This is a genomic window from Citrobacter sp. BDA59-3, assembly GCF_015167655.1.
Taxonomy (GTDB): domain Bacteria; phylum Pseudomonadota; class Gammaproteobacteria; order Enterobacterales; family Enterobacteriaceae; genus Phytobacter; species Phytobacter diazotrophicus.
Genome location: NZ_CP063427.1, coordinates 4,093,990 through 4,110,453 on the forward strand (window position 1 = coordinate 4,093,990; position 16,464 = coordinate 4,110,453).

Here is a 16,464-nt window from a genome sequence, read left to right on the forward strand (position 1 = left end):
GTCCAGGGACAACGACGGAATGACAACCATGAAAATCAACGAGGCGCTGAAAATGCGTTATCGACAACAAGGATACTGGGGTGACGCGACGCTGGCGGATTACTGGCATCTGTCGGCAAAGGCGTCGGCGGATAAAATCGCCGTCAGCGACAACCACGGCACGGCGTATACCTACCGTGAACTCGATAACGCAGCAGGCGCGATGGCGATGTGGCTTGTGGAAAACGGTATCCAGCCGGGTGATCGGGTCGCCCTGCAGCTTCCCGGCTGGTGTGAGTTTACCGTTATCTATCTTGCCTGTCTCAAATGCGGCGCCGTCGTCGTGCCGCTGCTCCCGGCATTTCGGGAGTCTGAACTGGCATGGATCATGAACAAATGTCAGGCTCGTATTCTCTTTATCGCAACGCGCTTTAAAAATGTTCGTCCCATTCAAATGCTGCACGCGCTGCGCCCGCTGCTTCCCTGGCTGGAGAAGGTGATTGCGGTCGATAAGCTGGAGCCCGCACGGCACGAATTGTCTTTGAGCCAGATACTGGCAAACACGCCAGCATTAGCTCAGTCCATTGCGACAAAAAGCGATGACCTGGCCGCACTGCTGTTCACTTCCGGTACAGAGGGCCACCCTAAAGGGGTAATGCTGACGCACAATAATATCATCGCCAGCGAACGGGCCTACTGTGCAACGCTTAATTTGAACAGCACGGATATTATGCTGATGCCAGCACCACTCGCCCACGCCACGGGTTTTATGCATGGGGTCACCGCCCCGTTTATGATGGGTGCCCGCAGCGTATTGCTGGATATTTTTAATCCGGAGCAGTGCCTTGAGATCATTGAACGGGAAAAATGCACCTGCATTATGGGGGCAACGCCGTTTGCGTGCGACCTGCTTAAGGCGATGCAGGCCCGCCAGTGCGATATCTCTTCTTTGCGCTTTTTTCTGTGCGGCGGGACTACCATTCCGGGCAAACTGGTGCGTGATTACCACAAAGCCGGAGTTCCATTGCTGGGGGTGTATGGCAGTACGGAGAGTGCGCCACATGCCATCGTCCGTCCCGAAGACTCGCTTATTCGCCAGGTGAATACAGACGGGGCGGCGGTGAACGGAGTGGAGATCAGAGTCGTCGATAAAAAGAGAAACACTCTGCCGGAATATACCGAAGGTGAAGAGGCTTCTCGCGGCCCGAATGTGTTTGTCGGCTATTTCGATGAACCGGAATTAACGGCACAGGCACTTGATGATGAAGGCTGGTATTACAGCGGGGATTATTGCCGGGTCGACAAGGCAGGGTATCTTAAAATTACCGGGCGAAAAAAAGACATCATTGTTCGCGGCGGTGAAAATATCAGTAGCCGGGAAGTGGAAGATATTCTGTTGCAACATCCTGATATTCAAGACGCCGCCGTCGTCGCAATGCCAGATCAGCGGCTGGGAGAACGTTCATGTGCTTATGTGGTACTTACCCATAAAGAACAACCTCTGGTACTGGCTGACATCATCCGTTTCTTTACTCATAAACGCATCGCTAAATATAAATATCCGGAGCACCTGGTCGTGGTCGACAATTTACCGCGAACGGCCTCCGGGAAAGTCAAAAAGTTCATGTTACGCAAAGATATCGTTCAGCGCCTGGCCCTTGCCTCCCGAGAAAACGCATCCCCGGCACTCGACGAGGCCATATCCAAATAAGGATACCAATGTGCTTATTAACAATAACCTTCCCGACAGAACGCAGCCGAAAACATCGACACGAATAAAAAACAGCACCAAGCCGTCTTTTATCCAGGGAGAGCCCAGGTTTTATCACTGTCCCCGGTGCGGACAATTTCTTGTGACCATTAATAACAACGGCGGCGAGACACAACTACGCTGTTGTGACGAAACGCTGAGTGCATTAACCCCGCAGAATACAAACGATGCACTGGCAGAAGACCACCTGCCGCAGATGACGATTTCCGGCGGCTTTGAATCAAATACCCTGACGGTGAATATCGGTACAACGCCACATCCGATGACAGACGATCACCGCCTGCTGTGGATCTACGTTTATACCTTTCAGGGTGGCCAGTTTAAATTCCTCAGGCCAGGCGATCTGCCAGAAGCCACCTTCGCACTGGCCGAAAACGATGCGTACGTCTACTGCGATCGTCCGGTCTGTAAAGGCAGCCGATGCAAATTTAACTGTAAACGAGGGTTCACCGCATACAGTTGGTGCAATCAGCATGGGTTATGGAAGCATTCATTTTGATCATGCATCTGCTCTGGGGTAAAGCGAACAGACAGAGGAGAGAAGAAATCAGCATGCCGTGAAGGCATGCTGATCGTGGTTTTATCAGGCTTTGTTTTGACGCCACCATTCTGCCAGCAACACACCCGTTGCTACAGACACGTTAAGACTCTCAACGTTATTGGTGCCGTTAATCGAGATGCTCAGATCCGCGTTATCAAGCGCAGCATCGGAAAGACCGTCACGCTCCTGACCCAGCACCAGCACCATTTTCTTCGGCAACGTGGCGCTAAACAGCGGCGTACCTTTATGGCTGGATGTGGTCACAATGGCATAACCGGCTTTGCGGAAAGCATCCAGCGCCTCGAGAACGCTATCGCCCGTAATGGCCTGCACGTGCTCCGCACCACCTTCCGCCGTACGAACTGCCGCCCCGGATTCGATAACGGCCGCATCCTGCAACAGAACGCCTTTCACACCGAAATGCGCGCAACTGCGCATCATCGCACCCAGGTTATGCGGGTTACCCACATCTTCCAGCGCCAGAACGCAATCTTCGGCGCCGGCCTGTGCCACCCACTGCTCAACACTGGTACCGTTACGTTTTTTGATCAGGAAGCAAACGCCACCGTGATGTTCAGTACCCGACGCTTTTGCCAGCTCAGCCTCATCAACCACATGGTAGGCTTTGCGGTTAGCCGCCATCCAGCGCAGCGCCTCTTTAAAGCGTGGGGTCACACTCTGAACAAACCAGGCGCGTACGATGCAGTCAGGACGGCTGGCAAACAGTGCCTGACAGGCATTCTCGCCATAAACGCGGGTCTCTTCCGCACGCTGACGACGCAGTACTTCCGGATCGATAAAGCTTTTACCGCTGATACCGCCGTGATCCGGCTTTGTTGGCGTCTCGTCACCCGGCGCGCGGGAAACGGTACGCCACGGGGAATCACTCTGTGGACGGTCACGGTCGCGACCACGATCATTGCTTCGCTCTTCGCGAGCAGGACGGCGGCCACTGTTTTTCTCTTCGCGAGCGGGGCGACGGCCAGCATCGGCACGAGACGATCCGCTACGAGCAGGCCCTTTCCCGGTACGCGGGTTTTGGCTGCGTTTATCGGAATCATCATCACTGCGGACATACATCACTTTGACTTTGCCGCTTTTGTTTTTCAGTTCATCGTTCATGCTTTTCTCCACCAGCGCTGCGCGAGCGCGCAGATTACCTGATGTGTCGGCGCTTAGCCATTAATTCGTTCAAAAGCTATCGACTATTGTACTCATTGAATAAAACGCGTTGTCGTTTAAAACCACTTCATCAATAATATGTAACATATTAGAAACATATCGGCCTTGTGCCACTCTGTACCACTGCTCTCCCGAGGTTAGTTATGAATACCGTATGTGCAAGCTGCCAGGCGCTTAACCGCATCCCCGAAGCGCGCATTAGCGATGTCGCAAAATGCGGACGCTGTGGACATGAGCTGTTCGACGGCGATGTGATTAACGCCACTGGCGAAACACTGGATAAACTGCTGAAAGATGACCTGCCGGTCGTTGTCGATTTCTGGGCACCCTGGTGTGGTCCGTGCCGTAGCTTCGCACCGATTTTTGAAGACGTGGCAGAAGAGCGTAGCGGCAAAGTTCGCTTCGTCAAAGTGAACACCGAAGCCGAACGCGAACTCAGCGCACGCTTTCGTATCCGCAGTATCCCAACCATTATGTTGTTCAAAAATGGCGAGGTTGTCGACATCTTAAGCGGCGCCGTTCCCAAAGCCCCTTTTAATAGCTGGCTTAACGAATCTCTCTAATCCTGGCGGGGCACATCTTGTGCCCCGTTTTCAGCTCTGCGACAATGGCGTTTTTCACGCGATTCTCATGACTGATAACGCCGTACTCACGCTCCGGGCAATGCGTATTGCTCGTTCCACTCGCCCTTTCCTCGCCCGAGGCAATCGCGTTATTCGCTGCCAGCGCTGCCTGCTGCCAAAACAACAGTGCCTCTGCGACACCTTGCAACCCAGTACGGCCCGCAGCCGGTTCTGCCTGGTGATGTTCGATACGGAACCTATGAAGCCCAGCAATACTGGCAGGCTTATCGCTGATATTCTGCCTGACACAACGGCGTTTCTCTGGTCACGTACTGAGCCACCTCAGGCGCTTATTGATTTATGCAACAGCGAAGACTATCAGCCGATGGTCGTCTTTCCCGCATCCTATGCAGGAAACGAACGGCAGGTATTATCCGCACCGCCCTGTGGAAAACCGCCGCTATTTATCATGCTGGATGGGACCTGGACCGAAGCACGCAAAATGTTTCGCAAAAGCCCCTATCTGGACGCCCTGCCGGTTATCTCCGTCGATTTATCACGGATTTCAGCCTATCGTCTGCGCGAGTCGCATGCCGACGATCAGTACTGCACCGTCGAAGTCGCGATTGCGCTTCTCGATTTAGCAGACGATCAAGCTGCCGCGAAAAGCCTGGGCGCCCATTTTTCCCTCTTTCGCGAACGTTACCTGGCGGGTAAAGCGAATCATCAGCGTAGCGTCACAGCAAAAGAACCAGAAAACGTTTAAAATCATCAGGTCACTCTTTACTGGAGGCCGGTATGAGCCAACGTGGGCTGGAAGCGTTGTTACGTCCCAAGTCGATCGCCGTGATCGGGGCATCAATGAAACCGGATCGCGCCGGTTTCCTGATGATGCGCAATCTTCTGGCTGGCGGTTTTGCCGGGCCGGTTTTACCGGTGACACCCGCGTACAAAGCCGTACTTGGTGTACTGGCCTGGCCCGATATCGCCAGCCTGCCCTATGTGCCGGACCTCGCCGTGCTCTGTACCAATGCAAAACGTAATCTGCCTTTGCTGGAAGAGCTTGGTAAGAAGGGCTGTAAAACCTGCATTATTCTTTCTGCCACCCCTGAGCAACACGCCGAACTGCTGAACTGTGCAGGGCGTTACCAGATGCGCCTGCTCGGGCCAAACAGTATGGGGTTACTCGCGCCCTGGCAGGGTCTTAATGCCAGCTTTTCCCCGGTACCGATTACCCGTGGCAAGCTTGCATTTATTTCGCAATCCGCCGCCGTCTCCAACACCATCCTGGACTGGGCTCAGCAACGTGAGATGGGGTTTTCCTATTTTATTGCGCTGGGTGACAGCCTGGATATCGACGTCGATGAACTGCTGGACTTCCTGGCACGTGATACGAAAACCAGCGCCATTCTGCTCTATCTCGAACATTTAAGCGACGCGCGCCGGTTCGTCTCGGCGGCTCGCAGCGCGTCACGCAATAAACCCATTCTGGTTATCAAGAGCGGCCGTAGCCCCGAAGCCCAGCGGCTTTTGCAAACCCGCGCCGGGCTGGATCCGGCGTGGGATGCCGCCATTCAGCGTGCCGGTCTGCTGCGTGTGCAAGACACCCACGAACTGTTTTCCGCCGTCGAAACGCTCAGCCACATGCGCCCGCTTCGCGGCGACCGGCTGATGATCATCAGTAACGGTGCCGCCCCTGCCGCGCTGGCGCTCGATCAACTATGGTCGCGTAATGGCAAACTGGCAAAGTTGAGTGACGATACGCTGGCAAGGCTTCGCAATGGATTACCCGATTATGTCAATGTGGGTAATCCGCTGGATTTACGCGATGATGCCAGCAATGATCGCTACACCACCGCGCTTGAGATCCTGCTCGACAGCCAGGATTTTGATGCGCTGATGGTTATTCATTCTCCGAGCGCCGCCGCCCCCGGCAGAGAGAGCGCGCTGGCGCTCATTGAGGCACTGAAAAAACATCCACGCGGTAAATACGTTACGGTGCTGACAAACTGGTGTGGCGAGTATTCTTCCCAGGAAGCGCGACGGTTATTCAGCGAAGCGAGCCTGCCGACATACCGTACGCCAGAAGGGACGATCACCGCATTTATGCATATGGTTGAATACCGGCGTAATCAGAAGCAATTACGTGAAACGCCCGCCTTGCCTACTCACCTGACGGCCAATACGGCCGAAGCCCATCAGTTACTGCAACAGGCGATCACAGAAGGGGCAACCACGCTTGATACTCATGAAGTGCAGCCGATACTCAGCGCCTGGGGTATCCAGACACTGCCGACGTGGATTGCTGGTGATAGCGCCGAAGCGGTACATATTGCCGAACAGATTGGTTACCCCGTAGCGCTAAAATTACGCTCGCCGGATATTCCTCATAAATCTGAGGTCCAGGGGGTTATGCTTTACCTGCGCACCGCGGCAGAGGTCCAGCAGGCCGCGGATGCGATTATCGACCGCGTCAAAATGAACTGGCCGCAGGCGCGTGTTCACGGCTTGCAGGTACAAAGCATGGCAAACCGTGCCGGTGCACAGGAACTTCGTGTGGTCGTCGAATCCGATCCGGTGTTCGGTCCGCTTATCATGTTGGGAGAAGGCGGCGTCGAGTGGCGCGCACAGGAGCAGGCCGCCGTTGCGCTACCACCGCTGAATATGAATCTGGCGCGTTATCTGGTTATCCAGGCCATTAAAAATAAGAAGATCCGCGGGCGTAGCGCCCTGCGCACACTGGATATCGCCGGGCTAAGTCAATTCCTGGTGCAGGTCTCAAACCTTGTTGTGCACTGTCCGGAAATCCAGCGCCTGGACATTCATCCTCTGCTTGCCTCCGGCAATGAATTCACGGCACTTGATGTCACCCTCACGGTCGGTGCGTTTAGCGGCAACGGTGAAAGTCGTCTCGCGGTTCGCCCCTATCCGCAGCAGCTAGAAGAGACCGTTGAGCTAAAAAACGGCGAGACCACGCTTTTCCGCCCTATTCTTCCTGAGGATGAACCGCAGCTACAGGCGTTCATCGCCAGGGTAACAAAAGAAGATTTGTACTACCGCTATTTCAGCGAGATCAATGAATTTACCCATGATGATTTAGCGAATATGACGCAGATCGACTACGATCGGGAAATGGCATTTGTTGCAGTGCGTCAGGTAGAAGGAAAGGATGAGATCCTCGGCGTAACCCGCGCCATCTCTGACCCGGATAACATTGATGCCGAATTCGCTGTGTTGGTTCGTTCCGATTTGAAAGGATTGAGTCTTGGGCGACGGTTACTGGAAAAGCTCATCAGTTACACTCGGGATCACGGACTTAAGCGTTTGAATGGTATTACTATGCCAAACAATCGCGGCATGGTGACTCTGGCGCGTAAACTGGGATTCGAGGTCGACATTCAGCTTGAGGACGGGATCGTTGGATTGTCCCTGAATCTGAAGCAGACCGGTGAATCCTGAGTAAGGTACTGGAAATGTTGACCACTTTCACAGGTACTGGTGTTATCATTGTCCGCTTCTGTCGGGGTTATCGGACAGAAGCCCTTTCAATAAACAGAGAAGAAACGCACTGTGATGTTGTCAAAATTTAAGCGTAATAAACATCAACAACACCTTGCCCAACTACCCAAGCTTTCCCAATCAGTTGATGATGTAGAGTTTTTCTACTCTCCCGCTACTTTCAGGGAGACATTGCTGGAAAAAATTGCCAGCGCAACACGCCGTATCTGCATCATCGCTCTTTACCTTGAGCAGGATGATGGCGGTAAAGGTATCCTGAACGCCCTCTATGACGCCAAACGTCAGCGCCCTGAGCTTGAAATCTGCGTGCTCGTCGACTGGCACCGGGCACAGCGTGGTCGTATTGGCGTGGCAGCATCCAACACCAACGCCGACTGGTATTGCCGTATGGCGCAGGAAAACCCAGGCATTGATATTCCCGTTTACGGCGTGCCTGTAAATACCCGTGAAGCGCTTGGCGTACTGCATTTTAAAGGCTTCATTATCGACGATAGCGTGCTGTATAGCGGCGCGAGCCTGAACGATGTCTATCTCCACCAACACGATAAATACCGCTACGACCGCTACCAGCTTATCCGCAATCCCAAAATGGCGGATATCATGCTGGGCTGGGTCAAACAAAACCTGATTGAAGGGCGCGGCGTAAACCGCCTCGACAATGCGCAACGTCCTAAAAGCCCTGAAATCAAAAATGATATTCGTCTGTATCGTCAGGAATTACGCGACGCGGCCTATCATTTTGAGGGCGATGCCGATAACGATCAGCTTTCAGTTACGCCATTAGTTGGACTTGGAAAAACCAGCCTGCTGAATAAGACCATTTTCCATTTGATGCCCTGTGCGGAAGAGAAACTGGTTATCTGCACACCTTATTTCAACCTGCCTGCTGTGCTGGTACGCAATATTATTCAGCTCCTGCGTGAAGGCAAAAAAGTCGAAATTATCGTTGGCGATAAAACGGCTAATGACTTTTTTATTCCAGAAGATCAACCTTTTAAAATTATTGGTGCCCTGCCTTATCTGTATGAAATTAACCTGCGCCGTTTCCTGAGCCGTCTGCAGTATTACGTCAATACCGATCAATTGGTCGTGCGCTTGTGGAAAGACGACGACAATAGCTATCACCTGAAAGGGATGTGGGTTGATGACGAATGGGTGCTGCTGACGGGGAATAACCTTAATCCGCGAGCGTGGCGTCTGGATCTGGAAAATGCCATTCTGATCCACGACCCGAAACATGAATTAGCGGCTCAGCGTGACAAAGAGCTGGATCTTATCCGTACCCATACCACGGTAGTTAACCATTATCGCGATCTGCAAAGTATCGCCGACTATCCGGTAAAAGTACGCAAGCTCATTCGCCGCTTACGTCGAATTCGTATTGATAAACTTATCAGCCGCATTCTGTAATACCCGGCCCCGTCATTTGATGGGGCTTTTTTTCAGGTTCCTCTATGATGCGATGCTTAATATTGACGAGTGTACTGTGTTTAACCGGATGCGCGCACATGGCAAATGACCAATGGAGCGGGCAGGATAAAGCACAGCATTTTATTGCTTCTGCCATGCTCTCCGCTGCGGGCAACGAGTATGCACAACATCAGGGAATTAGTCGCGATCGCAGTGCCGTTTATGGCCTGATGTTTTCTGTTAGCCTTGGCGCATCAAAAGAGTTTTGGGACAGCCGCCCGGCAGGAAGCGGCTGGAGCTGGAAAGATTTTGCCTGGGATGTTGCAGGCGCTACCACGGGCTACGCCGTCTGGCAGCTAGCCAATCACTAAAGACGGATACCTTTACCTTTCCGGTGCAGCATCAACGAAACAATAAATGCCAGCGCGCAAAACACAGTGACATACCAAAAGAAGGCCGTCTCGATACCTGCCGATTTCAGCGACAGCGCAACGTACTCAGCCGAACCGCCGAATAGCGCATTGGCAACGGCGTAAGATAAGCCCACGCCCAGCGCACGGACCTGTGCCGGGAACATTTCGGCTTTCAGGATACCGCTTATTGATGTATAGAAACTCACGATGAGCAGTGCCATCATCACTAATGCAAAGGCGGCATAGGGTGATGAGACATACTGTAGCGCACTTAAAATAGGTAAAGTGAAGAGCGTCCCCAGCCCACCAAAACAGAGCATGGAAGCACGGCGACCAATGCGATCGGATAAGGCACCTATCAGGGGCTGAATAAGCATAAAAACAAATAACGCCACGGTCATCACAATGCTGGCCACATTGGCATGCATACCGGTCGTGTTAACCAGATATTTTTGCATATACGTCGTGAAGGTGTAGAAGCTCAGTGAACCGCCTGCGGTAAAGCCGAGCACCATCACAAACGCCCGGCGATTACGCCATAACCCTTTAAGCGACCCAGCCTCTTTTAATACTCGTACCTCTTTTTTCGATGTTTCATCCAGTTGACGACGCAACCAGAGCGCGACTACAGCAAGTACGGCGCCAATTGCAAAGGGAATACGCCAGCCCCATGCACGTAACTCAGCATCATCAAGGATCTGCTGAAGAACAACGACCACAAGAAGCGCCAGCAACTGACCACCAATCAAAGTTACGTACTGGAAAGAGGCATAAAATCCTTTACGTCCTTCAACGGCAATCTCACTCATATAAGTTGCACTGGTGCCGTATTCGCCACCCACGGATAACCCCTGGAATAGTCTTGCCAGTAATAATAATGCCGGGGCCCACGTACCAATGCTTTCATAGCCCGGTAAGCAAGCGATCACCAGAGATCCCAGACACATCATGCATACTGATATCAACATCGACGTTTTGCGCCCATGCCTATCAGCAATACGCCCAAATAGCCAGCCGCCAATCGGACGCATGAGAAACCCGGCAGCGAAAATGCCTGCAGTCTGAAGTAGTTGGGTCGTTGTATTTCCGGCAGGGAAAAAGATGTGAGCAAAGTAGAGCGAACAGAATGAATAAACATAGAAATCAAACCACTCCACCAGATTTCCCGATGATGCACCAACGATTGCCCACACTCTGCGACGTACATCGGTCAAATCGGTTGTTTTATGCTCAGGACGAGTGGTGACATCTGCCATATTTCCCCCTTTGATTGGACATCTTCGATTTTTTATATAAATCAGATTACGCCGGGGTAAAAAGTTAATACAGTGTTAATGATTTGCCTGCTATCATTTCAGAATGTTAGCCTAAGAATGCGCTTATCCCCAGCGTGTGATATGTTCGCGCTTGCGCCGGAGATAATCTTTATCCTGGCGGATCTTATCCCACCATTTTTTAAAGATCGCCGCTGCGGCTGCTTTTACCGGGTCATTTCCTCTTTGCTGAATGCTACCGTCCTCAGCATACTTTTTACCCCCTTTATAGTTGGCGTAACGCCGGGCGCAGGTATACCCCATTTGTATAAATTTACGGGCCATATCCATGCCAATAAAGTCATTTTGCTGTCGATAGGTTTCAAATAATTGGTAAATTTTTTCAGCTGATGTTGTGGCGGATTCAGGATCTTTGTAACGCCACCAGGGAAGGATTTCACTCTTATAGGGCTCAACCAGCAAAACGCCTTGTTCACCACGTCCCACCTGATAGCGCTCAGGATGATCACGAAAATTAATGCTGGCGAAATCTTGCTGGTAATCGAAGGAATGGCTGGTCAACTATCGTCTCCTTAAACATCTCGAATGGATAAGGATAGGCTATTTAAAAGGCAATGCTATGCAGGCTGGAGAGAAGGAAAATTGTCGGAATCTGTTTCGAGGAATAAAAACGCAAAAAGCCCATCCGTGAGGATGGGCTTCTTACTTGTCTGATGCCTGGCAGTTCCCTACTCTCACATGGGGAGACCCCACACTACCATCGGCGCTACGGCGTTTCACTTCTGAGTTCGGCATGGGGTCAGGTGGGACCACCGCGCTAAAGCCGCCAGGCAAATTCTTTGTGCTCAGTACGCAATCTTTTATTGCGTACTCAACTCTGAATCTAAGCTGAAAATCTTCTCAAATCCGCCAAAACATCTTCGGCGTTGTAAGGTTAAGCCTCACGGTTCATTAGTACCGGTTAGCTCAACGCATCGCTGCGCTTACACACCCGGCCTATCAACGTCGTCGTCTTCAACGTTCCTTTAGTGGACTTAAAGTCCAAGGGAAGACTCATCTCGGGGCAAGTTTCGTGCTTAGATGCTTTCAGCACTTATCTCTTCCGCATGTAGCTACCGGGCAGTGCCATTGGCATGACAACCCGAACACCAGTGATGCGTCCACTCCGGTCCTCTCGTACTAGGAGCAGCCCCCCTCAATCTTCCAGCGCCCACGGCAGATAGGGACCGAACTGTCTCACGACGTTCTAAACCCAGCTCGCGTACCACTTTAAATGGCGAACAGCCATACCCTTGGGACCTACTTCAGCCCCAGGATGTGATGAGCCGACATCGAGGTGCCAAACACCGCCGTCGATATGAACTCTTGGGCGGTATCAGCCTGTTATCCCCGGAGTACCTTTTATCCGTTGAGCGATGGCCCTTCCATTCAGAACCACCGGATCACTATGACCTGCTTTCGCACCTGCTCGCGCCGTCACGCTCGCAGTCAAGCTGGCTTATGCCATTGCACTAACCTCCTGATGTCCGACCAGGATTAGCCAACCTTCGTGCTCCTCCGTTACTCTTTGGGAGGAGACCGCCCCAGTCAAACTACCCACCAGACACTGTCCGCAACCCGGGTAACGGGTCCACGTTAGAACATCAAACATTAAAGGGTGGTATTTCAAGGTTGGCTCCATGCAGACTGGCGTCCACACTTCAAAGCCTCCCACCTATCCTACACATCAAGGCTCAATGTTCAGTGTCAAGCTATAGTAAAGGTTCACGGGGTCTTTCCGTCTTGCCGCGGGTACACTGCATCTTCACAGCGAGTTCAATTTCACTGAGTCTCGGGTGGAGACAGCCTGGCCATCATTACGCCATTCGTGCAGGTCGGAACTTACCCGACAAGGAATTTCGCTACCTTAGGACCGTTATAGTTACGGCCGCCGTTTACCGGGGCTTCGATCAAGAGCTTCTCCTTACGGATAACCCCATCAATTAACCTTCCGGCACCGGGCAGGCGTCACACCGTATACGTCCACTTTCGTGTTTGCACAGTGCTGTGTTTTTAATAAACAGTTGCAGCCAGCTGGTATCTTCGACTGATTTCAGCTCCACCCGCAGGGGCTTCACCTACATATCAGCGTGCCTTCTCCCGAAGTTACGGCACCATTTTGCCTAGTTCCTTCACCCGAGTTCTCTCAAGCGCCTTGGTATTCTCTACCTGACCACCTGTGTCGGTTTGGGGTACGATTTCGTGTTACCTGATGCTTAGAGGCTTTTCCTGGAAGCAGGGCATTTGTTACTTCATCACCGTAGTGACTCGTCATCACACCTCAGCCTTGGTTATCCGGATTTGCCTGGATAACCAGCCTACATGCTTAAACCGGGACAACCGTCGCCCGGCTAACATAGCCTTCTCCGTCCCCCCTTCGCAGTAACACCAAGTACAGGAATATTAACCTGTTTCCCATCGACTACGCCTTTCGGCCTCGCCTTAGGGGTCGACTCACCCTGCCCCGATTAACGTTGGACAGGAACCCTTGGTCTTCCGGCGAGCGGGCTTTTCACCCGCTTTATCGTTACTTATGTCAGCATTCGCACTTCTGATACCTCCAGCATGCCTCACAGCACACCTTCGCAGGCTTACAGAACGCTCCCCTACCCAACAACACATAAGCGTCGCTGCCGCAGCTTCGGTGCATGGTTTAGCCCCGTTACATCTTCCGCGCAGGCCGACTCGACCAGTGAGCTATTACGCTTTCTTTAAATGATGGCTGCTTCTAAGCCAACATCCTGGCTGTCTGTGCCTTCCCACATCGTTTCCCACTTAACCATGACTTTGGGACCTTAGCTGGCGGTCTGGGTTGTTTCCCTCTTCACGACGGACGTTAGCACCCGCCGTGTGTCTCCCGTGATAACATTCTCCGGTATTCGTAGTTTGCATCGGGTTGGTAAGCCGGGATGGCCCCCTAGCCGAAACAGTGCTCTACCCCCGGAGATGAATTCACGAGGCGCTACCTAAATAGCTTTCGGGGAGAACCAGCTATCTCCCGGTTTGATTGGCCTTTCACCCCCAGCCACAAGTCATCCGCTAATTTTTCAACATTAGTCGGTTCGGTCCTCCAGTTAGTGTTACCCAACCTTCAACCTGCCCATGGCTAGATCACCGGGTTTCGGGTCTATACCCTGCAACTTAACGCCCAGTTAAGACTCGGTTTCCCTTCGGCTCCCCTATACGGTTAACCTTGCTACAGAATATAAGTCGCTGACCCATTATACAAAAGGTACGCAGTCACACCATGAAGGTGCTCCCACTGCTTGTACGTACACGGTTTCAGGTTCTTTTTCACTCCCCTCGCCGGGGTTCTTTTCGCCTTTCCCTCACGGTACTGGTTCACTATCGGTCAGTCAGGAGTATTTAGCCTTGGAGGATGGTCCCCCCATATTCAGACAGGATACCACGTGTCCCGCCCTACTCATCGAGCTCACAGCCTGTGTGCTTTCGTGTACGGGGCTGTCACCCTGTATCGCGCGACTTTCCAGACGCTTCCACTAACACACAAGCTGATTCAGGCTCTGGGCTGCTCCCCGTTCGCTCGCCGCTACTGGGGGAATCTCGGTTGATTTCTTTTCCTCGGGGTACTTAGATGTTTCAGTTCCCCCGGTTCGCCTCGTTTGACTATGTATTCATCAAACGATAGTGCAACGAATTGCACTGGGTTTCCCCATTCGGACATCGCCGGGTCAAAGGTTCATATCACCTCGCCGGCGCTTTTCGCAGATTAGCACGTCCTTCATCGCCTCTGACTGCCAGGGCATCCACCGTGTACGCTTAGTCGCTTAACCTCACAACCCGAAGATGTTTCGTAAAACATCATCGTGTCGCGAAAATTTGAGAGACTCGAACACACTTTCGTGTGTCGTTTCAATTTTCAGCTTGATCCAGATTTTTAAAGAGCAAATATCTCAAACGTCACCCGAAGATGAGTTTTGAGATATTAAGGCAGGTGACTTTCACTCACAAACCAGCAAGTGGCGTCCCCTAGGGGATTCGAACCCCTGTTACCGCCGTGAAAGGGCGGTGTCCTGGGCCTCTAGACGAAGGGGACACTGAAGTCTCACTCGCAAGACGCCTTGCTTTTTATTTTTCATCAGACAATCTGTGTGGACACTACAAAGGCAGGTTCTTTAAGGTAAGGAGGTGATCCAACCGCAGGTTCCCCTACGGTTACCTTGTTACGACTTCACCCCAGTCATGAATCACAAAGTGGTAAGCGCCCTCCCGAAGGTTAAGCTACCTACTTCTTTTGCAACCCACTCCCATGGTGTGACGGGCGGTGTGTACAAGGCCCGGGAACGTATTCACCGTGGCATTCTGATCCACGATTACTAGCGATTCCGACTTCATGGAGTCGAGTTGCAGACTCCAATCCGGACTACGACATACTTTATGAGGTCCGCTTGCTCTCGCGAGGTCGCTTCTCTTTGTATATGCCATTGTAGCACGTGTGTAGCCCTGGTCGTAAGGGCCATGATGACTTGACGTCATCCCCACCTTCCTCCAGTTTATCACTGGCAGTCTCCTTTGAGTTCCCGGCCGGACCGCTGGCAACAAAGGATAAGGGTTGCGCTCGTTGCGGGACTTAACCCAACATTTCACAACACGAGCTGACGACAGCCATGCAGCACCTGTCTCACGGCTCCCGAAGGCACTAAGGCATCTCTGCCGAATTCCGTGGATGTCAAGACCAGGTAAGGTTCTTCGCGTTGCATCGAATTAAACCACATGCTCCACCGCTTGTGCGGGCCCCCGTCAATTCATTTGAGTTTTAACCTTGCGGCCGTACTCCCCAGGCGGTCGACTTAACGCGTTAGCTCCGGAAGCCACGCCTCAAGGGCACAACCTCCAAGTCGACATCGTTTACGGCGTGGACTACCAGGGTATCTAATCCTGTTTGCTCCCCACGCTTTCGCACCTGAGCGTCAGTCTTTGTCCAGGGGGCCGCCTTCGCCACCGGTATTCCTCCAGATCTCTACGCATTTCACCGCTACACCTGGAATTCTACCCCCCTCTACAAGACTCAAGCCTGCCAGTTTCGAATGCAGTTCCCAGGTTGAGCCCGGGGATTTCACATCCGACTTGACAGACCGCCTGCGTGCGCTTTACGCCCAGTAATTCCGATTAACGCTTGCACCCTCCGTATTACCGCGGCTGCTGGCACGGAGTTAGCCGGTGCTTCTTCTGCGGGTAACGTCAATCGCTGCGGTTATTAACCACAACGCCTTCCTCCCCGCTGAAAGTACTTTACAACCCGAAGGCCTTCTTCATACACGCGGCATGGCTGCATCAGGCTTGCGCCCATTGTGCAATATTCCCCACTGCTGCCTCCCGTAGGAGTCTGGACCGTGTCTCAGTTCCAGTGTGGCTGGTCATCCTCTCAGACCAGCTAGGGATCGTCGCCTTGGTGAGCCATTACCTCACCAACAAGCTAATCCCATCTGGGCACATCCGATGGCAAGAGGCCCGAAGGTCCCCCTCTTTGGTCTTGCGACATTATGCGGTATTAGCTACCGTTTCCAGTAGTTATCCCCCTCCATCGGGCAGTTTCCCAGACATTACTCACCCGTCCGCCACTCGTCACCCGAGGAGCAAGCTCCTCTGTGCTACCGTTCGACTTGCATGTGTTAGGCCTGCCGCCAGCGTTCAATCTGAGCCATGATCAAACTCTTCAATTTAAAAGTTTGATGCTCGTAGAATTAAACTTCGTAATGAATTACGTGTTCACTCTATGAGACTTGGTATTCATTTATCGTCCGGGGACGTT

General features: G+C 52.5%; 10 protein-coding genes, 1 tRNA gene and 3 rRNA genes. 7 read left to right on the plus strand and 7 right to left on the minus strand.

The annotated features are described in order from the left end of the window. Window positions 1-19: 19 nt before the first annotated feature. Together fadK and IP582_RS19170 are read left to right on the plus strand one after the other, a co-directional pair. A complete protein-coding gene (gene fadK / locus IP582_RS19165; RefSeq protein WP_193794133.1) occupies window positions 20-1,690 on the plus strand; it encodes a medium-chain fatty-acid--CoA ligase in 1,671 nt (556 codons plus the stop codon). A gap of 142 nt (window positions 1,691-1,832) precedes the next feature. Further along, window positions 1,833-2,249, plus strand: a complete 417-nt coding sequence (locus IP582_RS19170; protein ID WP_223878775.1) for a desulfoferrodoxin family protein — start codon at window positions 1,833-1,835, stop codon at window positions 2,247-2,249. A gap of 84 nt (window positions 2,250-2,333) precedes the next feature. On the opposite strand, the gene IP582_RS19175 is transcribed toward IP582_RS19170, so the two are convergent. After that, on the minus strand, window positions 2,334-3,413 hold the full coding sequence (locus IP582_RS19175) for a tRNA/rRNA methyltransferase (protein WP_193794135.1): 1,080 nt from the start codon (window positions 3,411-3,413) through the stop codon (window positions 2,334-2,336). Window positions 3,414-3,616: 203 nt separating this feature from the next. On the opposite strand from IP582_RS19175, the gene trxC reads away from it, so the two are divergent. The 5 genes from trxC (at window position 3,617) to IP582_RS19200 (ending at window position 9,336) form a co-directional block, all read left to right on the plus strand. Further along, window positions 3,617-4,036, plus strand: a complete 420-nt coding sequence (gene trxC, locus IP582_RS19180) for a thioredoxin TrxC (RefSeq protein WP_039079547.1) — start codon at window positions 3,617-3,619, stop codon at window positions 4,034-4,036. Between the two features lie 67 nt (window positions 4,037-4,103). After that, entirely contained in the window at window positions 4,104-4,802 is a 699-nt protein-coding gene (locus tag IP582_RS19185) for a tRNA-uridine aminocarboxypropyltransferase (RefSeq protein WP_193794136.1), read from the plus strand. 32 nt (window positions 4,803-4,834) lie between these two features. Further along, the gene (gene pat, locus IP582_RS19190; RefSeq protein WP_193794137.1) at window positions 4,835-7,495 is read left to right on the plus strand and encodes a protein lysine acetyltransferase; all 2,661 of its coding nucleotides are present in this window, start codon (window positions 4,835-4,837) and stop codon (window positions 7,493-7,495) included. 114 nt (window positions 7,496-7,609) lie between these two features. Next, a complete protein-coding gene (pssA, locus tag IP582_RS19195) occupies window positions 7,610-8,965 on the plus strand; it encodes a CDP-diacylglycerol--serine O-phosphatidyltransferase (protein WP_193796310.1) in 1,356 nt (451 codons plus the stop codon). Window positions 8,966-9,012: 47 nt separating this feature from the next. Beyond that, complete coding sequence (locus IP582_RS19200) at window positions 9,013-9,336, plus strand: YfiM family lipoprotein (protein WP_039079773.1); 324 nt, start codon at window positions 9,013-9,015, stop codon at window positions 9,334-9,336. Here the strand turns inward: IP582_RS19200 and IP582_RS19205 are convergent. From IP582_RS19205 to IP582_RS19230, 6 genes are all read right to left on the minus strand, one after another. Next, window positions 9,333-10,634: an MFS family transporter gene (locus IP582_RS19205; RefSeq protein WP_193794138.1), complete on the minus strand. Its 1,302-nt coding sequence runs from the start codon at window positions 10,632-10,634 to the stop codon at window positions 9,333-9,335. The genes IP582_RS19200 and IP582_RS19205 overlap by 4 nt on opposite strands. 123 nt (window positions 10,635-10,757) lie before the next feature. Next, a complete protein-coding gene (locus tag IP582_RS19210) occupies window positions 10,758-11,213 on the minus strand; it encodes a DUF4385 domain-containing protein (protein ID WP_193794139.1) in 456 nt (151 codons plus the stop codon). 154 nt (window positions 11,214-11,367) lie between these two features. Then, window positions 11,368-11,483 (minus strand): 5S ribosomal RNA (gene rrf / locus IP582_RS19215). Window positions 11,484-11,582: 99 nt separating this feature from the next. Further along, a 23S ribosomal RNA gene (locus IP582_RS19220) occupies window positions 11,583-14,485 on the minus strand. A 187-nt stretch (window positions 14,486-14,672) separates the two neighbouring features. After that, window positions 14,673-14,748, minus strand: a tRNA-Glu gene (locus tag IP582_RS19225). Between the two features lie 85 nt (window positions 14,749-14,833). Beyond that, window positions 14,834-16,375: ribosomal RNA gene (locus tag IP582_RS19230) — 16S ribosomal RNA — on the minus strand. Together the 16S, 23S and 5S rRNA genes with 1 tRNA gene alongside form the textbook arrangement of a ribosomal RNA operon. Between the last annotated feature and the right edge of the window lie 89 nt (window positions 16,376-16,464).